This is a genomic window from Thermomonospora catenispora, assembly GCF_006363815.1.
Lineage (GTDB): Bacteria > Actinomycetota > Actinomycetes > Streptosporangiales > Streptosporangiaceae > Thermomonospora > Thermomonospora catenispora.
Genome location: NZ_RRYT01000006.1, coordinates 45,643 through 68,074 on the forward strand (window position 1 = coordinate 45,643; position 22,432 = coordinate 68,074).

General features: G+C 67.6%; 20 protein-coding genes and 1 tRNA gene. 11 read left to right on the forward strand and 10 right to left on the reverse strand.

Annotation, left to right across the window (positions count from 1 at the left end):
- Window positions 1-70: 70 nt before the first annotated feature.
- Window positions 71-808, reverse strand: coding sequence for a class A beta-lactamase-related serine hydrolase (locus EIO00_RS06980; protein WP_241661188.1), 738 nt, complete (start codon window positions 806-808; stop codon window positions 71-73).
- A 320-nt stretch (window positions 809-1,128) separates the two neighbouring features.
- Here EIO00_RS06980 and EIO00_RS06985 point away from each other — a divergent pair.
- Window positions 1,129-1,202: transfer RNA gene (locus EIO00_RS06985), tRNA-Pro, on the forward strand.
- Between the two features lie 699 nt (window positions 1,203-1,901).
- Here the strand turns inward: EIO00_RS06985 and EIO00_RS06990 are convergent.
- The 3 genes from EIO00_RS06990 to EIO00_RS07000 all read right to left on the reverse strand — a co-directional run bounded on the left by EIO00_RS06990 (window position 1,902) and on the right by EIO00_RS07000 (window position 6,110).
- A complete protein-coding gene (locus EIO00_RS06990; protein ID WP_140176355.1) occupies window positions 1,902-3,104 on the reverse strand; it encodes an MFS transporter in 1,203 nt (400 codons plus the stop codon).
- A 179-nt stretch (window positions 3,105-3,283) separates the two neighbouring features.
- Window positions 3,284-5,077, reverse strand: coding sequence for a S9 family peptidase (locus tag EIO00_RS06995; RefSeq protein WP_140176357.1), 1,794 nt, complete (start codon window positions 5,075-5,077; stop codon window positions 3,284-3,286).
- A 34-nt stretch (window positions 5,078-5,111) separates the two neighbouring features.
- Window positions 5,112-6,110, reverse strand: a complete 999-nt coding sequence (locus EIO00_RS07000; protein ID WP_140176359.1) for a helix-turn-helix transcriptional regulator — start codon at window positions 6,108-6,110, stop codon at window positions 5,112-5,114.
- Between the two features lie 899 nt (window positions 6,111-7,009).
- On the opposite strand from EIO00_RS07000, the gene EIO00_RS07005 reads away from it, so the two are divergent.
- The 5 genes from EIO00_RS07005 (at window position 7,010) to EIO00_RS07025 (ending at window position 13,256) form a co-directional block, all read left to right on the forward strand.
- Window positions 7,010-7,867, forward strand: coding sequence for a hypothetical protein (locus EIO00_RS07005; RefSeq protein ID WP_140176361.1), 858 nt, complete (start codon window positions 7,010-7,012; stop codon window positions 7,865-7,867).
- 282 nt (window positions 7,868-8,149) lie between these two features.
- Window positions 8,150-8,485 carry a plasmid mobilization relaxosome protein MobC gene (locus EIO00_RS07010; RefSeq protein WP_140176363.1) on the forward strand — a complete coding sequence of 112 codons (336 nt, stop codon included), beginning with the start codon at window positions 8,150-8,152 and terminating at the stop codon, window positions 8,483-8,485.
- Between the two features lie 259 nt (window positions 8,486-8,744).
- Complete coding sequence (locus EIO00_RS07015; RefSeq protein ID WP_140176365.1) at window positions 8,745-9,473, forward strand: relaxase/mobilization nuclease domain-containing protein; 729 nt, start codon at window positions 8,745-8,747, stop codon at window positions 9,471-9,473.
- A 134-nt stretch (window positions 9,474-9,607) separates the two neighbouring features.
- Complete coding sequence (locus tag EIO00_RS07020; RefSeq protein WP_140176366.1) at window positions 9,608-10,561, forward strand: hypothetical protein; 954 nt, start codon at window positions 9,608-9,610, stop codon at window positions 10,559-10,561.
- A gap of 508 nt (window positions 10,562-11,069) precedes the next feature.
- A complete protein-coding gene (locus EIO00_RS07025; RefSeq protein WP_161602664.1) occupies window positions 11,070-13,256 on the forward strand; it encodes an NACHT domain-containing protein in 2,187 nt (728 codons plus the stop codon).
- A 155-nt stretch (window positions 13,257-13,411) separates the two neighbouring features.
- Here EIO00_RS07025 and EIO00_RS25095 read toward each other — a convergent pair whose 3' ends face one another.
- Complete coding sequence (locus EIO00_RS25095) at window positions 13,412-13,750, reverse strand: hypothetical protein (RefSeq protein WP_241661190.1); 339 nt, start codon at window positions 13,748-13,750, stop codon at window positions 13,412-13,414.
- Between EIO00_RS25095 and EIO00_RS25885 the strand changes: the two genes are divergently transcribed.
- The gene (locus EIO00_RS25885) at window positions 13,673-13,900 is read left to right on the forward strand and encodes a hypothetical protein (protein WP_422100031.1); all 228 of its coding nucleotides are present in this window, start codon (window positions 13,673-13,675) and stop codon (window positions 13,898-13,900) included. The genes EIO00_RS25095 and EIO00_RS25885 overlap by 78 nt on opposite strands.
- Before the next feature lie 986 nt (window positions 13,901-14,886).
- Here the strand turns inward: EIO00_RS25885 and EIO00_RS07035 are convergent.
- Window positions 14,887-15,375 (reverse strand): hypothetical protein, encoded by a 489-nt coding sequence (locus EIO00_RS07035; protein WP_140176372.1) that lies wholly within the window; start codon window positions 15,373-15,375, stop codon window positions 14,887-14,889.
- 163 nt (window positions 15,376-15,538) lie between these two features.
- Between EIO00_RS07035 and EIO00_RS07040 the strand changes: the two genes are divergently transcribed.
- Window positions 15,539-16,930, forward strand: coding sequence for an NsdA family TPR-like regulatory protein (locus tag EIO00_RS07040; protein WP_140176374.1), 1,392 nt, complete (start codon window positions 15,539-15,541; stop codon window positions 16,928-16,930).
- Here EIO00_RS07040 and EIO00_RS07045 read toward each other — a convergent pair.
- The 3 genes from EIO00_RS07045 to EIO00_RS07055 form a co-directional block, all read right to left on the reverse strand.
- Window positions 16,872-17,444, reverse strand: a complete 573-nt coding sequence (locus EIO00_RS07045) for an NUDIX hydrolase (protein WP_140176576.1) — start codon at window positions 17,442-17,444, stop codon at window positions 16,872-16,874. The two genes, EIO00_RS07040 and EIO00_RS07045, sit on opposite strands and share 59 nt — an antisense overlap.
- A gap of 430 nt (window positions 17,445-17,874) precedes the next feature.
- Window positions 17,875-18,099 carry a DUF397 domain-containing protein gene (locus tag EIO00_RS07050; protein WP_140176376.1) on the reverse strand — a complete coding sequence of 75 codons (225 nt, stop codon included), beginning with the start codon at window positions 18,097-18,099 and terminating at the stop codon, window positions 17,875-17,877.
- A gap of 5 nt (window positions 18,100-18,104) precedes the next feature.
- Complete coding sequence (locus tag EIO00_RS07055) at window positions 18,105-18,968, reverse strand: helix-turn-helix domain-containing protein (protein WP_140176378.1); 864 nt, start codon at window positions 18,966-18,968, stop codon at window positions 18,105-18,107.
- A 330-nt stretch (window positions 18,969-19,298) separates the two neighbouring features.
- Here EIO00_RS07055 and EIO00_RS07060 point away from each other — a divergent pair, with 330 nt between their 5' ends.
- Entirely contained in the window at window positions 19,299-20,093 is a 795-nt protein-coding gene (locus tag EIO00_RS07060; RefSeq protein WP_338325910.1) for an ATP-binding protein, read from the forward strand.
- 354 nt (window positions 20,094-20,447) lie between these two features.
- Here the strand turns inward: EIO00_RS07060 and EIO00_RS07065 are convergent, their stop codons facing one another.
- Window positions 20,448-20,906, reverse strand: a complete 459-nt coding sequence (locus EIO00_RS07065) for an XRE family transcriptional regulator (protein WP_140176381.1) — start codon at window positions 20,904-20,906, stop codon at window positions 20,448-20,450.
- A gap of 232 nt (window positions 20,907-21,138) precedes the next feature.
- Here EIO00_RS07065 and EIO00_RS07070 point away from each other — a divergent pair, with 232 nt between their 5' ends.
- On the forward strand, window positions 21,139-21,345 hold the full coding sequence (locus EIO00_RS07070; RefSeq protein WP_140176383.1) for a hypothetical protein: 207 nt from the start codon (window positions 21,139-21,141) through the stop codon (window positions 21,343-21,345).
- Window positions 21,346-21,434: 89 nt separating this feature from the next.
- Complete coding sequence (locus EIO00_RS07075) at window positions 21,435-22,358, forward strand: DUF2637 domain-containing protein (RefSeq protein ID WP_140176385.1); 924 nt, start codon at window positions 21,435-21,437, stop codon at window positions 22,356-22,358.
- Window positions 22,359-22,432: the final 74 nt, after the last annotated feature.

Genomic DNA, 22,432 nt, shown 5'->3' on the forward strand with positions numbered 1-22,432 from the left:
GATAACAATCAAGCAACAGCGGCGAAACAACCGCCGACCACCCGGACCCGCCACCGGACCCCGGTGATCGTCAGCGGGTCCCCGCCCGGTGCACCTGACGAGTCAGCGCGGTGATCCGCGACGCCGCCGCCGCGAACGACGTCCCCGGCGGCGACAACGTCCACACCGCCACCACCCAGCGGTCCCCCTCCCCCACCGTCCCCGTCGTGTGCAGCACCGGCCGCCCCACCCCCAGCGTCGGCGCCGCCACCGCCACCGGCCGCACCCCCGCGACGTCGCCCCGCGCCGCCCCGCACGGCTCCGACGGAACGAGCCCGAACCCCGACCACCCCTGCTTGACCGCCCATGGCCTCGGCACCGCCCGAGGAATCCCGAAGTACTGATCGAACCCGTCCCGGCCGCACCGGGTGGCCCTGCGCAGCTCCCCCAGCACCAGCCCCCGCACCCGGGCGTCGGCCCGCTCCAGCAGGTAGCGGTAGACCTCCACCACATCGGCCGCGCTGAGCGCCGTGTACCCCCAATACCCCGGCCTGGACGCCGGCGGTGGAGCCGTGTCCCGCAACCCCATCCGCCGCGCCGTCCGCGACACGATGGCCCCACGACCCCCGCGGTTCCACAGCACCGTCGCCGCCCGATCGTCACTGGACCGCAGCATCCCCCGCAGCAGAGCCCGATCCCGGGCCGAGACCGCCCGGTTCCGCTCCAGGAAGTCCACGGCGATCAGCAGCTTCACCACCGACGCCGACCGCACCGTCCCGTGCGCGTCCCGGCTGACGGTCACCCGCCCCGCCGCCCGGTCGAACACCACGAACCCCGCCCGAGTCCCCGCCGGAACCCGCACCGCCGGCGGCGCGGCGCTCGCGGAAGGTCCCGCGGAGGGCGTCGAGGGCCGCACCCCCGGGCTCCTCCGCGTCTCCTGCCCCCGCGGCTCCCCCGAAGCGCACCCGGCGATCCCGAGCGCGAGCGCGATGACCAGCGCTCCCGTCCCCGCCGCGCGCCCTCTCACGCAGTCCACCCCGCTCTTCCCCACCGGCCCTCCCGCCCCCGCTCGGACCGTCTTGCCGGAAACCCGGTACGCACTACTCCTCCGACTGCGCTAAGGTAAGTCACGCCTGCTGCGACAGGCATCGGGATGTGGCGCAGCTTGGTAGCGCACTTGACTGGGGGTCAAGGGGTCGTGGGTTCAAATCCCGCCATCCCGACGCGAAACGCCAGGTCAGAGGCCTGATCATCACCTCGATGATCAGGCCTCTTGATCGTTTGACCGTCGTTCGACCGTGGCCGACGACCTGCCGTCCCGTCCTGACCGGTGTCGCAGCATCCCTTGCCTCACCAGGGCTTCCACGGTCACAGCAGCCCACCGACCGACCGTGTTCAAACGAAGTTCTTCACCGACCACACCAAACAGGACATATCGACCGTCTCCCCGGGCGGGCCGCCGCTCATCGGCAAAAGCTCCGGGCCCAGAGGAGCAATCGAGGCTCTGCCTCAGACCCACTCGGGTCTACCGAAGTACGCCTGTGATCAACATCGCCAGCTCGCCGTCAGCTTTGGGGGAGATCGCCGTTGCAGCATCCGGCGGCGGAGGCCGGCTCCAAAGAGGCTGAGCCACAGCACGCCCGCCCCCTGCCTCCTGGGCTCTGGCGACCGTGCGGACCGTCCGGCGGGCAGGCCGCGGTGAAGGTGGTCGCGGTCCACTCGGCGTCGGTCACGTTGAGACAGCACGCAGGCAGGGGCCGTAGAGCCGGGATCGATGCAGCCAAATGAACTCAAACAGCCGGCGAGTCCTTACCAACGAAAGTCACCGTCAAGCGCTGCTCTGGAACCAGAGCGGCTTGCTCGATGGTGTCGACGCAGCAAGGCTCACGGCGTATTCCGTAAGACGTGTCGACGCCGACTGGTCAATCTTGTGCTCCCCTATGACCCACTAGCTCTTCTCGTTTGTCAAAAATAGCAGACTTATCCGGGGATGTTCGAAACCGCCGCACCTGAGGTGCGCATATCGCCATGGCGGTCGCGGTGAAGATGAGCAGCCCGCAGGTGATCGCGGTGTTGCGTGCACCGATCGTGGTGATGATGGGACCGGCCGCCAGCAGGGTGATGGGGGTGAGGGCAAAGTTTCCCAGCAGGCCCCAGCTGTTGATGCGAGCCAGCACCTGAGGCTGGAAGTGATGCTGGACGGTCGTGGACCACAACACGAAATAAATCGTCTGACACACCCCGGGAATCAACATCGCCACCGCTAACACCGGCCAGGGAGCGCCGCCGCCCAACAGCAGCATGGGACCTGCCGCCGAGGCCGGAAGCAGCGCAGTGACCAAGAGAGGGCGGGACGGGCTGCAGCGCGCGGCCACGAACGCGCCCATCAGGGCACCGAAAGCCTCACAGCCGGCCACGATGCCCCAGGCCCGGGCTCCGCCGTGGTCTTGACTCATGTGGGTTGGACCGGCCACGCCCATGAAGGCGCTGACCGCGACGGCCACCGCCGTGAACTGGGCGGTGAGGACCCACGCCCACTGGCAGGAGATGAACTCCCGCCAGCCGGCCCGCAGATCGCCGAGCAGTCCGTGCCGTTCCCCTCCCCAGGCCGAGGTGTTGAGACGGATCAGCGACAGCACACCGATGATTCCGGATGCGGCCTTCAAGGCCGCGGCCCATCCGGACCCCACAGCGGCGACCACGATCCCGGACAGGGCCAACCCGAGGAGCAGCCCGGCCGCATCGGCTTGGCCCAGCAGTGCGTTGGCGCGCTGGCGGTCTTCGCCGGGGACCAGGTCGACCACGATGCTGCGCAGGGTAGGCATGAACAGCGGCCGTTCCAGTCCTGAGATTCCGGCCAGCACGCACAACAGCGCCAAGGGTGCTGTTCCCCAGAGGAAGCACAGCGCTAAAGCGGCCCAGATCACCGCGGCGAGCGCTTCGGCACCGGCCAGCACCGCGTGCCGTCGGAACCGGTCGCCCAGAGCTCCTCCAGCGAGCACCAGCAATGCCGGCACCGCCCGGCACGCCAGGACGAGCGCAAGACCACCTGGCCCGTAACCGAGCTGCAAAGTCCCCCAGGCAAGGGCGATCTGACCAAAACCGTCACCGGCGCTGGAACTCAGTCAAGCCGTCGCCAGGAAGGCGACTGAGCGGCTCTTGAGCAAAGCGAGGAGGGAGGGTTTATCGGACATAGCCCGGAACGTTACCGCTTCACTATTTTCCGCACACCGACTGCGCGGCCAGCACTATCGACAAATCAACTTCGTCATACAAGTCGTTGACCAAAGACCGTTCAGACGGTTCAGCGAAGCTGCGATACCAGGAAGTCCGCGATCTCGCCATAGGCTTTGATCTCGTTGTCCCGGTTGGTGAAGCCGTGGCCTTCGTCGGGGTAGGTGTCGTAGCGGACGTTCACACCGCGTGCGCGGAGGCGGTGGACCAGCTGGTCGGCTTCGGCTTGGGGGACGCGGGGGTCTTGGGCGCCTTGGATGACATACAGCGGGGCGGTGATGTTGTCGGCGTGGGTGACCGGTGAGCGCGCCAAGAGCCGTTCGGCCTCGGTGTCGGGGTCGCCGAGGACGGTGGCCACGAAGGTCTTCCAGGTGGGCGGTGAGGCTTGGGCGAGGGTGAGCAGGTTGGCCGGGCCGCAGATGGAAACGCCGGCGGCCCACTGGTAAGGGAGGCGGGCCAGGCAGGACAGGGCGGCGAAACCGCCGTAGGAGGCTCCGGCGACGGCGATGCGGTCGGGGTCGACCCAGCCCAAGGTGTGCAGGTAGCGGACGGCGTGGTCCAGGTCGTGCAGGTCGATGCCGCCCCAGTCGCGGTAGATGAGCCTTTGGTGGGCGGTGCCATAGCCGGTGGAGCCGGCGATGTTGGGGGCGAAGACGGCGATGCCCCGGGCGAGGAGGTACTGGTAAAGGCCCGCGCGGACGTAGGTGGGGCGCTCTTGGGCCTCTGGGCCGCCGTGGATGGACAACAGCACCGGATGCGGCCCCTCCCCCGAAGGGCGGTAAAGCAAGGCATGAATATGGCGGCCGTCCCCTGCGGGGTAGGTGACCATCTCAGGTTCGGTCGGCTCGATGGTCTGCAGGGCCGGGGGCCGGGTGTCGGTGAGGTAGCGGAACCGACACCCTTCCAGGTCGAGGACGGCGATCTCGGCAGGGCGGGTGGCCGCGTCGATCAGCACCGCCGCGATCGACCCGTCACAGGCCACATCACACGCGGTGATGACCCCTGAGGGAAGGGTGGGCAAAGCCACCGGGGTGCCGTTGCGGTGGGCGTGCAGAACGGAGCGTCCGGCCTGGTTGACCGACCACATCAACGTGTCTGCGCCGGCGTCGAGGAGCTCGACGTCCCACTCCGGCCGAGCGACAGGGGTCAAGGTTCCTTCGGTCAGGGAGTAGAAGGCCACCGCGGTGAACTCACCCCACGCATCGGTGAGCAGATAGAACCCGGTGGAGTCCGGCGCCCAGGCACAAGGGTCGGACACCCCACCACCACGCCCGGCCCTCACGCACACCGGCTCGGGCCTCGGGTCGCTCAGGTCGATCAGGTAGCAGTCGATGTCCGTGTGCGAACGGAATCCGGCAGACAGCAGCCACCGCCCGTCCGGAGAGAACCCCACCGGCTCAAACGCCACACCGGGCGCGGGGATGAAGCGACGCTCTGTCCCCTCCTGCAGATCCAGCACCACAAGATCCTGAACATGCCGGTCACGGTCGTTGGCGGCGTACGCCAGAAGCCGGCCGGTGGCGTCGAACGGAGCAGCCGGCAAAATGCGCTGGCAGTCACCGCCGGAGGAGATCTCGGTCGGCTCACCGCCTTCGGCCGGCACGCGGTACAGCCGGTACTGCTCATCCCCGCCCCGGTCGGCGGAGAACACCAGCTCCTTGCCATCAGGCGTCCAGGCCATCTGCCGCACCGCACCACCGGGCAGTCCTGCGACCTTGCGCGGCTCGCCGCCGTGGACGGGGACGACCCACAGCTCATAGCTCCCGGAGACGTTGCTCGAATACGCCACGGCGGTGGCGTCCGGCGACAGGGCCAGGGTCGGCTGGAACCGGTGGCGGGGGACGAAGTCCACGTACTCGGGCACGGGGCCGCTCTCCCAACATCAACAACATCAAGGGTCATTGGATCCAGCCGCGGCGGACTGCTGCGGCCCCGGCGGCGAAACGGGTCTCCACACCGAGCGCCTCCCGGATGGCGGTGATATGACGCCGCACCGTGCTCAGACTCAGATTCATCCGGCGGCTGATCACCTCATCCGACAGTCCCTGGGCGAGCATCTGCAACACAGCCGCCTGGACATCGGTCAGCGGCGCCTCGGCCGAGGCGCCGCCGAAGGGGATGGCGCGTTCCCACAGCAGCTCGAAGTACTCCCGCAACGCGCCCACGATGACCGGTGACCGAACGAGCAGCGCACCCGACATGCCTGTGGGCGTGAGCGGCAGCAGCGCCACGGCCTCATCGGCCAGCTTCATCTTCATGCCGATGCGCGGCAGCAGCCGGGCCTGTTCTCCGGCCTGGACGGCGGCTTCGATGGTCTTCACCCCGATGGGATGCTCGGCGCACCTGGTCTCATAGATCGCCCGGCAGGTCACCTCACCGTCAAAGACCGGCAGCGGAGCAAAACCGGTGCTCTCCTCAACCGGTGTCTCCAGCACATAGTTGTCGAGGGTGAGCCAGTCACGGCGGGCGGCGTTGATCAGCGAGTACGACAGGCGGCTGATCTCGGCCCGATCGGTCACGATCTCCACCAGGCGATCCGGCAGCCCGTCGGCGTCCGCCGTGGGAGCCCGATGCGCTTCGCTCAGCCGGCGATGCCCGGTCAGCAGACGTTCCTGGTCGGTGACCAGGCGCCGTCCCAGCTCAGCAAGCACACCCTGCAGGGCCAGGTCAGGGGGCGCGGGCACCAGTTTCGGCGGGGCCACCGGCCCGTCCGGGCGGATGTGCGCCATGCCGCGGCGGGTCAACGCCTCGACCGCCTCGGGGCCGCCTAAGAAAGAAACCGCCTCGGGCTGCGGGCAACCGTCCTCGGCGAGGAGCTTGATATACACCGCCAGCAGCTCGTCGGGGATGACGCCTTCCAGCAGCCGCCGGGCGCTCTGTTCGTCCCACCCGCTCACAGACACCTCCGCGACAGAGAGTAGCGTCTCGTGTGAGAACTGCTACCGAAGCGCGCGGCGGGTTCTCTCTTCTCTTGCGTCCGCACGGTCACCGAACGCAACGAGGTGAGCACTTCCTCGCCTTGGTGAGTTGTCGCCATCCGGTCACCCGGCGCCTCGGTCGGCCCGGTCCATCGGTGAACAGGGAGTTCCGGCATGTGGCCGGGCCAGACTCCTGCTTCTTCGGTGGCCTCTTGTCGTTGCTGAGCGTTTCACGCCTTGGTTCCTGCAGTCGTGCACGAGTTCCATAGCCGCCCGACAAGCGTCACTGAACGGGGGGTTGGCATGGGACGAGACAGCACCAGGAGAACGCGGACGGTGCCGGTGAGTCCGTCGGTGCTGAGACGAAGCGCCGTCGGAGCGATGCTCTCAGGTGGCGTGTGCGCCATGGCGCTCGCGCTGGCCCCGTTGGCCTCACCGTCTCCCCTGACGAGCCGACGAGCCCGCGCTGGGTTGCCGTCGCCGTGCACAAGCCGCACTGCCGGATACAGCAGTCACCGGTGGCCAGGAGTGTCGTGGACGCGCGCCGGCTCTGCCGCCGGATAGTCTCCGGTCTCCGCACCGAACGGTTCTCGCTCGGTCAGCGCGTCCATCCGACCAAGCCGAGCAAGAAAGCCTTCGCCGTCCGGCGTCCTAGAGCGGCGACTTCACAAAACCCCCGCACCCGAGTGGCCAGAGGGCCCATGTCCGGGAACCGGCCGCACAGGGAACGTCTGACCAAGCGGGGCAACCACCGGCGAGTGTCCCCTGGCCGCCCCTCCCCCACCGCGGCCGCACCTGCCACGGCGTCGTCCTCGACTGCGGACGAGAGCGCTCCCGTCCGCGGTCCCGCAGAGCTCCGGTCACCGCTTCCTCCCGCAGTGAGCGCCGACAGCCGGGGGAAGCCGACCTCCGATGTCGCGCACCAGGGCCCGGGCCCGCTCAAACCGGCCGATGTCGGCACCGTCGCGATTCTGATCATGGCGTTGTCCTCGGGCTTCCTCATCGCGTGCGCAGCGACGAGCCTCCGGCGAAGGCCGGCGCGAACAACGCCTCGCGCACTCCAGCCGAAGCCGGAGTTTCATCCAGCACATCACCTCGACCGATCCGCTTTGGGCCTGTGGTCGGATCCCGTCGAGCCTCCGGTACTGGCCGATCCCATGGTCCTGGGGTGGGAGCTCGGTCATCCCCTCGGCGCAGGCATCACCGGCCCGGGAGCCCATGACTTCCTACGCGCCGTCCTGGTCGAGCTGCTCACCGCGGATTCGGCGCGGATCCAGGTGATCATCACTCGTAAAGAGCTGGAGCTGCTGTTCGAAGGGGCCTTCGACGCCGCCTTGCAGCAGGCGTTCTCTCCGAACCTCCATGTGTTCGACCTGTTGGAGGACGCCATCACCCATCTGCAGCTGGAGATCACCCTCGCCGACGCCGAGCGAGCAAATCCGGACATCACATGCGGCGTCCCACGAACTGACGTCTTCACCTATTGGTTCGCCACTCCGGGAGCCGACGCCGACGTCGTCCACCCGGTCATGCAACGCGCGGAAGAGCACCGCATCGCCGGGCTGATGCTCGGCCCCTGGCCCCACGGCCGCATTTGCGTCCTGGAGACCGCCGATCGCATCGCCCGAGTACGGACGGCCAGCGGAACCTACCGGGCCGTCGAGACCGCCGCTCCGGCGGAAGCCGTCGCCACCCTGCGTTCCCACGCGGCCAAGATACGGAGAGACCTGCCATGATCACACGCTTCCCGCGTGTGGGTGAAGGCCCGTCGTGGCGCCGAGCTCAGCCTGTGGGCAAGGACCTGCCGCGACGCAGAGCAAGTAATGCCCTTAATGGTCGATGCGTCCCTGGACCGACGCGGTCCAGAGCCGTGGGCATCTCCTCGCTCCGGCCGGAGCGAGGAGATGGACCGGGCGCGGTCCGTCCCCATGGCAGGGGCGCCGATGACGGCACGGCACGGCGGCACGGGTCGTCAAGGGCACCGGCGGCGTCGGCACAAAGGAGGGCGTTCCCGCGGAGTGCGGGTCTCGCTCACCGAGGCCGAGTACGCGGCGGTGCGCGCAGCCGCCGCACAGCAGCAGATGGCGGTGGCCGCCTATGCAGGCCAAGTGCTGGTCGCGGTGGCCGAACGCACCGATCCACCCGAATGGACGCCGCTGCGGGAGCTGCTGGGCCAGTTGCTTCGGGCCTCAGCTCAGGTCCGCCGGATCGGCAACAACCTCAACCAGGCGGTGACCGCGCTGCACGCCCTCGGCTACCCCACCGAGGCTCTTCAGGGGTATGCGCGAGTGGCCTCGGCGACCGTGGAGAACTTGGACGACTTGGCCGAAGAGATCCGAGAGCGTCTGCGGTGACCGGATCGACCCGGCGAGCAGCCGATGCGGCCATGTTGCTCGAGTCTCCGCTCGGCCCGAGTGAGAGCGAACGGCTTGAAAGCCCGCAGCCGACTTGCGGATATCCGGCTCTCTCCTCGGAACCGTTCACCAAGCCGACAGCCCGTGCCGGGTTCACCTGCTCGGCCCTCGGGGACCGGCATCAGCTGCGGGGCCATCGGCTCAGCTTCCTGGACGGGCGCCACCCGGGCCACGAAAGCCCGGACAGCCCGACGGTACGGTGATCGCCAAGGTACTGCGCGGGCGTCGCGTCCAAGGACTGATCCGCTACCTGTACGGGCCGGGCCGGTTCAACGAGCACCGCAACCCGCGCATCGTCGCCGGTTTCGATGCCCCGGCTGCGCTGGAGCCCGTGCTGCGGCCAGACGGCAGCCGTGATTTCCGACGGCTGGATGCGCTGCTCACCCAGCCGCTGGTCCTGCTCGGGGAACGGAACTATGCGCGACCGGTGTGGCATCTGCCGGTCCGTGCCCACCCCGACGACCCGATCCTGTCGGACGACCAGTGGGGCGAGATCGCCCGCCAGATCATGGACCACGTCGGCCTGGCCCCGCAGGGAGACAGCGAGGCGGTCCGGTGGATCGCGGTGCGGCATGCCGACGACCACATCCACATCGTGGCCACCCTTGCCCGCCTGGACGGTACTCGCCCGAAGGTCTGGAACGACGGCTACCGCATCCGCGCAGCCTGCCGGGCCGTCGAGGAGCGTTACGGTCTGTTCCGCACCGCGCCGGCGGACCGAACCGCCGCCCGCCGGCCCAAACGCGGCGAGAGTGAAAAGGCTCGCCGTCACGGCCACGCCGAACCCGCCCGCATCGTGCTGCGCCGCCACGTGCAGGCCGCCACGATCCGAACCATCGGATCGGCTATGCGGTCGCCCTGCCCGGCAACGTCAACCAGGCAGGACAGCCCATCTGGTATGGCGGTGGAAAGCTCGCTCCCGACCTGACCTTGCCCAAACTCCGCCGACGCTGGTCCGCCCGTCCGGCCCGCGGTCGGCGCACCAGTCCGCAATCCGCGCACTACGGCCCGATATCCGGACGGCACCTGTCCTCCCGGACCGTCCGGACCGTCCTGCGGACCATGGCCCGCCGAGCGGCGGCGCAGTCCCGGAGCATCGAGGAATTCCTCGACCACCTGCATCGAACCGGGATGCTCGTCCGTCTCCGCTACAGCACGCTCCACCCCGGCCAGATCACCGGCTATGCCCTCGCCCTCCCCGATCATGTCGGCCCTGACGGACAACCACTCTGGTACAGCGGAAGTCGCCTGGCCGAGGACCTCACCATGCCCGCTCTGCGCCGCCGCTGGTCCTCTGATCCCGCCCCTCTCAACTGGCCGGGACTGACCGCCGAAGAGCGGCAGGCGATCTACCAGGACGCCGCCCGCGCCGCCGCCTACGCCACCGCCCACCTTCGGCGTCATCTCGCCATCAACCCCTACGCGGCCGGCGACATCTGCTGGGCCGCCGCCGACCTCCTGCACACCGCGGCACGGGCCACCGGCAACCCCCACTTACGCAAAGCCGCTGACGCCTATGACCGCGCCGCCCGGACCCCTTACACCCCCGCCCCACCGCCCAGCCCGGCAGGCGTTGCTCTGCGTACCGCAGCCCGGGTTCTGGCTCTGACCACCCCCGGCAAGGACCGCACCGCCCACACGGCCCTGCTCTTGATCACCAGCCTCATCACGCTGGTGGACACCGTTGTTCGGCTCCGCCAAGCTCAGCATCACATCGCTCAGGCCATGGCCGCCCGTACCGCATACCACCACCTCAACCATCTGGGAGAGGCTCCTCAGGGCTCTGTCCCATGGTTCGTCATCTCCCGTCGCACCCCGACACCTGTTCAACTCGCCACAACCGACTTCCCGACATCGTGGACTCAATTCACCCCAACAAACAGCATTTCCCACCAAAACCAAGAATTGCCACCAAGACCAAACAAGCGACATCACCAAACAGTTTCACGATACCCTCAAACACATTCTCAAAAATCGACCACAAGCAAACAGGGTCCTCATTCAGCAAAAAGATAGCCCTACAACATTTCCCTAACAGGTTTGCCACCAGATAATGTCCAAACTAAGGCAATCTGGACAGCGAGGCCGATCTGGCCAGGGCCCAAAACAACCATCCTCAGGACATATACTGGCGCACACACCGCCGAACCCTGTATCCAACCTCCGCGATTGAGCATCACCCAAATCTCAACCATAAGCCGACTCCATCACCGATAAAGCAACGGTCGCTTCTCCAGAACTGCTTGCAGTTATCGCCTTGGCGGCGACGACACCCTGGCTGCTCCAGCTCATCGGTCATTCGGACCGTAGGCCACACAGCGCCCGTCCGGATCAGTACATCGTGTCGATCGCCGCGACGCTCGGATCCGCAGTGTCAGTTGCGTATTTTCTACCTCTTACAAGAGAGGCAGCGTGCTGTTGTTGCTGGTGAAAGACGTTTTCGACACTTCCGCTGTCGTCGAGCGTTCCGATCGTGATGATGAGAGGTATGGCGGGGCAGAGCAGACCGGTGCGGGTGTGGCGGATGGCCGTGCTGGCGGCCGGGCTGGTCGGGGTGGCCGGGCTGCTGGCCTGGACGGTCCTGACCTGGATGACCAAGGGTCTGGAAGCGGCCGCATGGGTGGCCGGCATCGCCGCCGCGGTACTGGCGGTCCCGGCCGTGCTGGCATGGCTGGTGGGCTGGTGGCGAACAAGCACCGCCCCCCGACCGGCCCCCTCGGGCGAGGAGCTGGAACAGGCCGCGGCAAAGCTGGCCGAAGCGGTGGCCGAACAATGGCGTGAGGAGGCCGAGGCGCGGTCGCTGAACGACCCGGCCCCGATGCCGGTGCGCTGGCGGGCCACCGGACGGGCCGAGCTGGTGGACCATTCCGTCAACCGCACTCCCGGGGTGCTGGAGGAGGCGTGCAGTGATGACATCCCCGCCCTAGTGGAGCGGTTCCGAGCGCTGCGCAGGCGGCGGCTGGTCATCCTCGGCGCTCCGGGCAGCGGCAAGACCACGCTGGCGGTGCAGCTGCTGCGCAGCCTGCTGGAGTCCCGGCGGGAGGGAGAGGCGGTGCCGGTGCTGTTGTCGGCGGCCGACTGGGATGTCGACCGCCACCCCCGCCTGGCCGATTGGGTTGCCGCCGTGCTGGACCGGGACTACCCCTTGCTGCGCACCCCCGGCATGCCCCCGGGCGCAGCGGACCGGCTGGCCGAGCGCGGACGCATCCTGCCGATGCTGGACGGGCTGGATGAAATGCCCGTCCCCGCCCGGGCCAGCGTGCTCACCGCGTTGAACCGGTCGCTGGATGAGGGTGATCCGGTGGTGGTGACCTGCCGCACCGACGAATACGCCCACACCGTCGCCACCGCGGGGGATGTGCTGACCTCGGCGGAAGTGCTGGAGGCCGAGCCGCTCACCCCCCGAGCCGCCGCCGACTACCTGCACCGCTGCCTTCCCCCACAACGCCTCCCGGCCTGGGAGCCGGTCCTCGCCCGGCTGCGCGCCGCATCCCCGCATTGGCCCGGAGCAGGCAGGGTGCTGGCCGAGGTCGCGGCCACCCCGCTGGGGTTGTGGCTGGTGCGCACCGTCTACATCGACCGCAACGCCGACCCAGCCCCGCTGCTGGATGAGCATCGCTTCCCCACCGCGGATACGCTGCGCGACCACCTGTTCGACCATCTCATCGACGTCCTTATCACCACCCGCCCACCCATCACCGACTCCGGGAAGCAGGACAAGCTGTTCCGTCCTCGTCGCCGCCACGATTCTGTCCGGGTCCGCGCCTGGCTGGGCTACCTGGCCGCCTTGTTGGACGGTCAGGGCACCCGTGATCTGGCCTGGTGGCGCCTGGCCGCCACCATCCCCACATTCCCGGCCACATTCAGGCTCACGGTTGGGCTCACAGCCGGGTTCATAGGCTGGCTTGCGTTCGGGCTCACGTATGGGCTCGCGAGTGGGCTCCTGTTCGGGCTGACATTCGGGCTCCTGGGCTGGCTTCGAGCGAGGCAAATTGCAGAATCTGCAATACGGGATCTCCCTGGGTATGCCGACCTACGGCTCCGCCACCGCTGGACTGACCTCATACACAAACTCGCGAGTAGGTTTACCTTCGGCCTCTTAGCCGGGCTCGCAGTCGGGATCGCGAGCGGACCCATGCACGGACTCGGGGCCAAACTCATAGGTGGGCTTATTGCCGGCTTCACGTTCGGGCTAATGACTATGCTCATGGGCGGACTCATGGAGTGGGCTGAGGCCCCAGCTTCCGCAGCTCGCGCTACAACACCGACGGCAAGCTGGAAAGCAGATCGAAATCTCAATCTACTCCGCATCGGAACTTCCATGCTCGCGATCGGACTTTCACTCGGACTCAACGTTGGATTTTTGTATGGTTTTTCAGCAGGACTTACCTCCGGGCTTACAGGAGGGATCTCAGGTGGACTCGCGCTCGGGCTCGCAGGCGGGCTCACAGTCGGCAACCACCGAGCCTGGCTCGCATATCTAGTTGCCACCTGCTGGCTGGCGTGGAAAAAGTTGCTACCACGAAATATGGTGGCGTTCCTGGATGACTGCCACCAGATTGGCTTGCTGCGCGCGATCGGCCCGCTCTATCAGTTCCGACATGCCGAGTTCCAGGACTACCTGGTATCCAACTACCAGCGCACCTACGAAACCGGAGGCGGCAGGGGTCCTCAAAGGGAGCAAGTTGCTTCGAATACCGGAGAGCGGTAGGACGTTCCAAATCTTCACGCCCTGTGTCTGTCGCCGTCGCAAGCTTGGGGTCTTGTCGATGTTAGCTGCATGAGTGCGGCATCGGCTCGCACCTTCTGCCGCCTGTACCCCCGCCACCCCAGTGAGGTTTTCAGTGGGCTTGAAAAGAAAACTGATCACAGGTTGAGCAACCGGACCTGAACATGACAAGACCCCTGGTAGATGGGATGCTTGCCACCAACCACCCATCCATCCAGTGATCTCGTATTCTTTTTATCGCGCCTTCCTGCCATTGTCACGTCGAACACTGAGCCGCCTAACCAGGACGCTGTTTCGTCACCGGTGCGCCATCGCCTCCTGCCAGCGGGTACTGACCTTTGGTCACCAAAGATCTGCTGGTTTTGATTCACCTGCGCACTGGCCAACCGTACGCACAGGTGGAAGCGAAGTTCGGGATATCGAACTCCACCGCCTGGCGGCACCTCCATGAGGTGATGGAATTTCTGGTCATCCACGCCTCTACGGTGTACCGAGCACTGCAGACCACACGAGTGCGTGGTGAGCAAGCGTTAGTGCTGGATGGCACGTTGATCCCCATCGCTCGGCTGGCGGCTGACCGGCCCTTTTATTCGGGCAAGCTCCGCTGGCATGGGGTGAATCTTTAAGTCATCGCCACGATATCAGGCGTCTTGGTGCAGATTTTAGGGCGTTGTCGGCAGCGCGCACGACCTGCGGGCCGCTCGGATCTGGGGCATCCTACACACCCTCCAGATAGCCGAGTTGTCAGTCCCGGCTGACAAGGGCTACCTCGGTACGAGAAATCCGCTGCTCACCCGCGACAAGGGCCATGGCAAGTCTGCAGTGCTCACAGAGGCCAACTGGGCTCACTCCTTACTGAACAGGCCATCGCCCAGCTGAAACCTGGCGTATCCTACTCCGGTTGTACTGCCGCCAATACCGGGCCGGGCACATCGCCAAGGCTATCCTCGTCCTGCAGGCCCGCGAAACCCATGCCTACTGAAAAGGCTCACTAGTTAAGCCAGATTCTTATGACCTCACGAACCTTCCTTTTGAGCTTTCCAGACACCGTCCGACCAGCGTGGCGGAGTGAGTCTTTCGAGCTCTCGACGGGCAGTTGCTACACGACGTGATGCCAGCCTACGTTCTGCCTCCTGCACCACAGGTGAGGTGAGCCATGGCTCATAGACGGCGATCACCGCTTGGAGGAATGCTGCGCGAACATGCAACTCGGCCAGAGGGTTCGGAGGATTCATCCGTCTCGATCCAGTGTTAAGGTTCGACGCGCCTCTCGTCATGCACTGAAGGCAGAAGGACACGCCTCTGAGGCCTCCGCGCTATACAGCGGCTATCTCGACGCAAGGAATGCAGTGATGTGCCGCAACGCAGCCACGACCTGCTGTCCTTCAAGAACAGCGAGCCTTACGTATCCGAATCCACATTCAGGCGGACGTGCAGTTGACCGCCATCACCGGCCAGTGCCGCGCCCATGCTCCGATTGAGCAGTCATCCCTCTCGGAAGAGGTCAGGAACAGTCGCTTGCAGTGATGCCGCTGACCCGAGCTTTCATCAGCCCAGCCGACTTTCACCAAGCGACGTCCCTCATTCCTGACTTCCTTGCCCTAAGAGGGCGTCATGTCGTCCTGCTGAAGGACGCAGGCCGGATGTCCTCGCATGCACGCACGGCCTCGGCGAACACATCGCTCAACGGCTCTGAGAGGCCACCTGACATCCCCTCGCACGCCACCGCCACATCGGTAGTGCCTTCTACGACGGCCCGGGCGAGCAGGTCGGTGTACCAGTAGCCGTTTTCGATCAGGTCGAGCGTGACCTTGTGGAGCAGTCCGACTGCGCCGAGTGGAGAGTCCTGCAGCGCGTCCGCCAGCCTGTCGATGGCGCGTCCGAGGTCGTCGCAGGCGCCGACCGCTCCGAGTCCGGGCGGGTCGCCAAAGTTCTCAACGACGGTCCAGGAGAAGAGATCGCCGGCCGACCAGCTCGGGTGGATCGTCGAGCGGGATGTCCGGTCAAGACGTTCGGCGGCATCGGCTGCCTCTCGCAGCTGTGCGGCGATGCGCTGCGCCAAGGTTTGCTTCGGCATTCGTTCCTCCGTCTCGATGCCCATGCAACCGACTGCCGCTCCGGTCGCAGAAGGCGCGTATGAGGCGGTGGAGACGTGGATCGGGTGGTGGGGGTGTGCGCAGGGGGTGTGAATCACGAAGCGACAGCTCACGAAAAGTGACGTATGGCACACTCAACGCGTTCCCGGATTCGGAAGGGAGCCTGCGTTGGCACAGCAGCCGCAAGAGCCCAACCGCCGGCTCGACACGCTCATCATCGAAGCGGGTTTCTCCCGTAAGGGACTGGCTCGGAGGGTCGTCGACCTCGCCGTGGAGCGCGGATATCCGGCACCGCGATACGATCACACCTCGGTACGGCGGTGGCTGCGCGGAGAAGAGCCGCGTCCGCCGGTACCGGCGCTGCTGGCGGAGATCTTCTCCAGCAGGCTCGGCCGTCCGATCACCCCTGCCGATCTCGGGTTCGCGCCCAGGAAGATGCCCGAGCACTCCGTGCTTCGGATGCCGATGACTCCGGACGAGGCGGCCGACGCCCTCAACGATCTCGCGTGTGCGGACCTGAGAGGCCGGCGAACGCCGACCGAGTCCGATTTCGACTCTGTCGCCTACCCCTCGGCCGCCCTCCGCTGGCTGATCGCCCCCAGGACGGCGCTGGGTCCAGGCGATGGCGCGCGTGAACTGGGCATGGAGGACGTGCGGGAGATCCGCGAAGCGGTGCATGCCTTCCGCGTGCTGGACAACCAGATGGGCGCCCGCCGGATCCGCAGGACCGTCGTCGACTATCTCGGCACCGACATCGTCCCCTTGCTGCGGGACGCACGCTGCACCGAGCCCGTTCGCAGGCAGCTCTTTTCCGCAGCGGCAGAGCTGGTCCACCTGTGCGGATGGCAAGCCCACGACCTGGAGCTTCAAGGACTCGCCCAGTGGTATCTGGTGCAGGCCCTCTCACTGGCCCGTTTCGCCGAGGACTGCGGGCTCGGCGGCGAGATCCTCGCGGCGATGAGTCAGCAGGCCATCTACGTCATGCAGCCTGATCAGGCGATCGACATGGCCCAGGCCGCGCAGGCCGCCGGCAGGCGGGCCGGCCTGACCGTTCTGGAGGCGGAAAGCCTGGTGCTGGAAGCCCACGCCCACGCGCTCCGCGCCGACACCGCTTCCTGCGCCCGCGCACTACGACGCGCCGAGTCGGCGTTCTGCCAGGCCCAAGACGACGACCTGCCGCCGTGGTTGTCCTACTTCGACGAGGCGTACTTCGCCGCCAAGATCGGGCACTGCTTCCGTGCACTCGGGCAAGGTGCCCAGACCGAGCGGCACGCCCTCCGCTCACTGCGCATGGATCCGCGGTTCATTCGCGGGAAGGCGCTCAACATCTCTTTGCTCGCCAGCGGCTATGCCGTGCAAGGCGAGGTGGAGCAGGCATGCAAGGCGGGCCAGCAGGCCGTCGACCTGACCGCCGGCCTCGGCTCTGCCCGTGCGGTCACCTCCATCGGCAACCTGCTGCACGACCTGTCCCCTTACTCCGGCACCCGACAGGTGAAGGCACTCACCTCGTACGCCGTGACGAGGCTGCCCGCTCTGCGACGGCGTGCAGTACTCCGATGACGGTGGCCGCTCCCACGATCTCCCCACGGGTGATCATGGCCTGAGCCTCTTCGATGGGCACCCACCGCACCAACTCCGCCTCATCGGGCTCGGGCTCCCCGACCAGGTCGGCCCCCCGCGCCACATACAGGTCCTGGGGGGCGTCAGCGGACCCGACGGCGGGCTGATACGTCAGCAAGAACTTCACGTTGCGCGGCCGCCACCCGGTCTCCTCCTCGACCTCCCGGGCCGCCGCAACGGCCCCATCCTCACCGGCGTCCACGTAACCGCCGGGAATCTCCCAGTCCCACCGATCGAGGATGAACCGATGCCTCCAGATCAACAGGATCCGCTCCCCCGGCTCATCCAGCACCAGCGTCATCGCGCATCGGGGAAGCCTGATCACGTACTGCTCGAAACGCACACCGTTCGGCAGCTCCACGTCAGCGACCGAGAGGCGGATATGCCGGTTCTCATCGACGACCCGCTCACCGTGGACGATCCATCGGCTCCGTTCAGACCGCTCAGGATCCACATTGACCACGCAGGAACGCTACCGCCTGCCCCGAGCCGCCAGGCCGGCGAACAGATCAAGACAGCCGACGACGTTCACCGCCGCAAGAGCCGTCCCCGCATACGCGAGCGGCTGCCGGCATCCGGCAAGACCAAAACCCCCTGCTCACATGAACGAAGAGAGCCGCCGGTGCGAGGGCCGATGGGAGCCAAGAGCCCTCCTCGCATCCCCGTGCGGCGTCCCCTTGATGGAGCCACTCCCCGCCACGCGGGGAAGAGGACCCGAAAGCGGAAGCGGCGACGGCCATGCTTCCCACCGGAACACGCAGTCGCCCAGTCCGATCCCACCGGACGGCTCGGACCGCCACACTGTGACGGGTCTCCAAGCGACCTACGCCGGAGACGACCGAATGGACTTCGGGAGTTGCCGGGTCACTCGCTCACGGCGAGGTTCAAAGGTCGTGGTCGCCCCGCTTGATGGCGACGGCGGTCCGGCAGGCTGCGGCGAGGGACAGGATGAGGACGGGCCCGTGGGGGTCCTTGGAGTCGCGGACGGCCACGATGTCGGCAGCGCGGGCCACTTCGACGCAGTTGCCGGTGCTGCCCTGGCTGCGGCGCGCCTTGCGCCAGACGGCGCCGTCGAGGTTCGGGTGGAGGCTCGAGGACGAGTCGGTCATGGTTCTCACTTCAGGTCGGCGAGCAGCCGCCGCAGGAACTCCGTGGTGGCGTCCTTGTCGAGGGCGGCGGCTTGGAGGTGCTGGAACCTCAGACTATGACTTTTGAGGTCTTCCGCCTTCTCCAGGTAGAGCGCGTGGCCGCCCATCTCGACGTAGACGATGGACGACTCGTCGGGATGGGCGTAGTCCAGCAGAGCGAATCCGCAGGCCAGTCCGGGGTGCATGCCGACGCTGAACGGGATGACCTGCACGGTGATGTGGTCGCTGTCGTTGGTGGCGATCAGGCGCTCGAGCTGCTCGATGCGGTCCTCGCGGGTGCCGAAGGGACGGTGGAGGGCTGCCTCGTCCACGATCGCCCACAGCATGGGCGGGTTGGGGGCGGTGAGGATGGCCTGACGCTTCATGCGCAGCGCCACGCGGCGTTCGACCTCCTCCGGGTCGCGGATCATGTCGCCGCGGATGACGGCGCGGGCGTAGGCGGCGGTCTGCAGCAGGCCGGGGATGACCAACGGCTCATAGGAGTAGATCCGGTCGGCCTCCGCTTCGAACCCGGCGTAGTCGCCACCGAGGACGTCTCCGAACTCGGTCTCCCACCAGCCGCGTTCGCGTGATTCGCGGGCCAGGGTGATCAGGGCCTGGCGACGGGCCTCGTCGGTGACGCCGTACAGGTCGAGCAGGTCCTTGACGTCCCTGGGGTTGGGACGGCGCCAGTCGTTCTGTTCGATCCGGCTGAGCTTGCCCGCCGACCACTCCAGCCGGCGCCACACCTCCTCGGCGGTCAGGCCGCTCTCCTCCCGCAGCCGACGCAGTTCGCGGGACAGGCGTCGGCGGCGGATGGTGGGGCTGCGCCGGTGCGGCGGAGCGGGCATGGGCGGCTCCAGAAGGGATGGGCGTGGCCTGTCGCGTCCGATCATCCCAGAGAACCCAGTGGAATCCGACATTGATCATCCATTGGACAACTTCCAAGTTGGAGCTTCCATTTTTGAAGTTCAGAGTTCATGCTAGTGGGCACTCGGCTTCTCCTGGCCGCCCGCGGGATCTGGGCCTGCTCGGCGCATCGGGGACGGACAGGGGCCACGGCCGAGCCGCCGCCCCCGGAAACGAAGGACTCTCAGATGGCCGACCCTCCTCCCCCTCGCCCGACGGCGCCCACGACCGTCGCCGGCAAGGCCCTTGGGTCCTGCCGGAACGCCGACCGCATGACGTCCGTGCCGTCGTCCCGGCCGCTGAGCTGCCGCCCGGGAGGAGCCGCCTGGGCACTGCCGGCGGACGAGACCATCGCCGCCGTGGCGCGCACGAACGCCGCGGAAGAGTTCGGCGCCCTGGGCGTCACCGGCGAGCCGGCCGAGGACGTCGAGGTGATGGTCAGCGAGATCGCGACCAACGCCCTCCAGCACGCCGCGCGCTCATCGGGCGGGGTGATGGGGTCTGCCCCGGCGCTGGAGCTGTGGATGTATCGCAGGCTCTCCGCGGACGGCCATGAGCTGGTGGTCTCCGTGTTCGACCAGTCCTGTGAGCCTCCCCGTCGCTCCCCCTGCGGCGCCGCCGACTTGACCGCCGAGGACGGACGCGGCCTGATGCTGGTCGAAGCGCTGAGCAACGGACGATGGGGCTTCTATGCGACCCGGTCCCGGCTGGCCAACCCGGTCGTGCGCGGCAAGGCCACCTGGTTCGCCGTTCCCCTGCCCGCCCGCCCGGACGGCTTCGCCCCGGCCGCCTGGGAGCACGACGAGGCCGAGGCCGTCACCGCGCTGAAGACGCTGCTTGCGCTACGGGGTTTCGACAACCTCATCTTGCAGAGCCGCTCCGAGCCCGGCTCGCGCCTCGCAGTGCTGTCGGTGGTCACCGGCCTGACCGTCTGGTGCCAGGACGGCCACTTCCGCTGGGACGGTCCCCGCGGCCGCCGTCGGCTCCCTCTCGCCGACCTCACCGCGGCGGCCGAGGCGATCGTCGCCCTCCACGAAAGCACAGGCCTCGACGGTACGGCGGCCTGACCCCTTCAGCCCTTCCGTCGTGTCGACCCCCTTCCCGGCCGGTCAGGCGCTCCACCCCCAAGCGCCGATGCCCCCGCCCGGCCGGGAAGGGCCCCCGGCCCACCGACCTGCCCGAGGAGCGTCCACCCGTGACGGGGTCGGCCCGCCGGCGGAACATACGTGCAGGCGGACCAGGCATCGAGCCTCTTGCGGCCGCCGTCCCCTGCTTCACCGCCCCGTCGACCCGGGCCGGAGAGCACCCGGTGAACGGTGGGAGCGGCGGTGCCCTCGGACGGAAAAGCGACGGCCCGCCCGCGTGGACGTCTCGTCAGGGCGGCGGCGCCACCGGCTGGATGCCCTCCGAACGTTCCGGGCTCAGCTCTCGGCGTGCCGACGGGCGGCGCGGGCCGCGGTCATGATCAGTTCGTCAACGAGCCAGCGGATGTCGGCGGGCAGGTCGGTGAAGGCGCGCAGGACCTCGGGGCGGATGGTGCCGTCGTCGAGTTTGTGGCGGAGTGCCTGGAAGGTCAGATCGGCGTCGATGGAGCGGGCCTCGGGCGCGGGGCCGAAGTAGCCGAGGGGAACGTCGAAGAAGGCGGCCAGGGCGGTGAGGGTGCGCAGCTGCGGGTTGTCCTGGCGGCCGGTGCGCAGCTTCCACACGGTGGTGGACGAGATCTCCTCGCCGGTGACGGCGCTGATGGCTGCGGCGACGGCGATGTTGTTCTTGGGCGGCGGCGCGTCCGGCGGCCACATGTTCTGGATCAGCCATTCGATCTTGTCCGCCAGAGTCGCCGAAGGGCCTGGGCCCTTGCCTCCGATGTCCTGCTGTGTCATCACCTTTCCATCCGTTGCTTGTGATCAATAACTTCGAAGTTCATATCTCATAGTTGACAGTTGCTCATAGGGGATGCATCCTCGCGTCGAGAACTTTAGTTGACGGCACAGGAGTCGTCAGCCGACACCACGGGGAGCAGACGATGCGGACGCCGCGCAGGGGAGGCGAAGTGAGCTGGACGAACGGCAGGTTCACCTGCTGCGGTTACGGCATGAGCTGATTCGGCTGGGGGTGCGGGTCCGGGTCCGCAAACCGCGCAACGGCCGTTGGAAGCTCAAGCTCCGCACGCCGACCGGCTGGACGGAGACGGTGCTGTGCGCCGGCGCCGAAGGCGTGTACGTCTACGTGACCGCTCACGGGCGGCTGCTCGGGCGTGTCCAGGACGCGCGGATCGTCGCCCGAACGCTCGTCTGGATGCTGGACAGGAGACGCCGGTGACCCCGGCCGGCCTTGTGGGACCGGCCCAGGCGGGCGAGCCGTCAGGTCAGCCGCCGGGCGCGCAGATCAGCGGGAGGCATGGGGCGGCCGTGAGGACCGCGATCGCCGTCCTCACTCCGCTGATCTTGATGTTGGGGGTGCTGGGCGGGATCGGCTCGTTCACCACCATCCGCGACATGGCCGAGCCGTGGTTCGGGGAACTGGCCTGGATCGTTCCAGTCGGCATGGACGTGGGCATCTTCCTCCTGCTGGCCTGGGACCTGCTGATGGAGCACCTGGCGCTGCCCTGGCCAGTGCTGCGCTGGGTCGCCTGGACCTTCATCGCCGGCACCGTGACGGTCAACGTCCTGGCCGCCGCCGGTGATGCCGCCGGGATCGTCATGCACGCGGCGATGCCCGTCTTGTTCATCACGGTGGTCGAGGGCGTGCGGCACCTGATCCGCCAATGGGTGGGGCTGGCCACCGGCACCCGCATCGAACGCATCCCGGTCGCCCGCTGGCTGCTGGCTCCGCTCTCCACGGCCCTGCTGTGGCGGCGCATGGTCCTGTGGCACATCACCACCTACCGCCGGGCCCTCGAGTTGGAATACCGCCACCTGCTCGCCGTCTCCCATCTCCAGCGACGGTACGGCCGCTGGGCATGGCGCTGGCACGCCCCACTCGCGGACCGCATCGCGTTGCGACGGCTGCCGGCCGAGATGGCCCGACCGAACGCATCCTCATCACCGTGCTCCTGCGGCCTTGAGACGGCAGGTCCGCCGGAGCAGGCGGTTGGACGCCCCGCCTCCTCCGCCGAGGAACTGCTGAAGGCCACCTGCCGAATCCTCCTCGACGCCGAGCGGCAAGGCGTACGGCTCAGCCAGGCCGGCCTCGGCCGCAGGCTGCGCACGATGGGCTTTTCCATCGCCAATGACCGTCTCGCCGCTCTCCGAGAAGAGGCTCACCGACGCATGCGGTCCGGCTGGAACAACATGCAGGACGACCACGAGACCCGCACCGGAAGCGAGGGCTAGAACATGTCCGGCTCCCCTCCATCGGCCGCCCCCGGCCGCCGGCTTCCAGACGGCAGCGAGCAGCGGCGAGAGCC

Coding starts and splice junctions, on each gene's coding strand:
- EIO00_RS07020 (WP_140176366.1), top strand. CDS start 9,608: ATGGCCCGCCGAGCGGCGGCGCAGTCCCGGAGCATCGAGGAATTCCTC.
- EIO00_RS07035 (WP_140176372.1), bottom strand. CDS start 15,375: ATGGGCATCGAGACGGAGGAACGAATGCCGAAGCAAACCTTGGCGCAG.
- EIO00_RS07060 (WP_338325910.1), top strand. CDS start 19,299: ATGACGTCCGTGCCGTCGTCCCGGCCGCTGAGCTGCCGCCCGGGAGGA.
- EIO00_RS07050 (WP_140176376.1), bottom strand. CDS start 18,099: ATGACCGACTCGTCCTCGAGCCTCCACCCGAACCTCGACGGCGCCGTC.
- EIO00_RS07025 (WP_161602664.1), top strand. CDS start 11,070: ATGGCCGTGCTGGCGGCCGGGCTGGTCGGGGTGGCCGGGCTGCTGGCC.
- EIO00_RS07065 (WP_140176381.1), bottom strand. CDS start 20,906: ATGACACAGCAGGACATCGGAGGCAAGGGCCCAGGCCCTTCGGCGACT.
- EIO00_RS07055 (WP_140176378.1), bottom strand. CDS start 18,968: ATGCCCGCTCCGCCGCACCGGCGCAGCCCCACCATCCGCCGCCGACGC.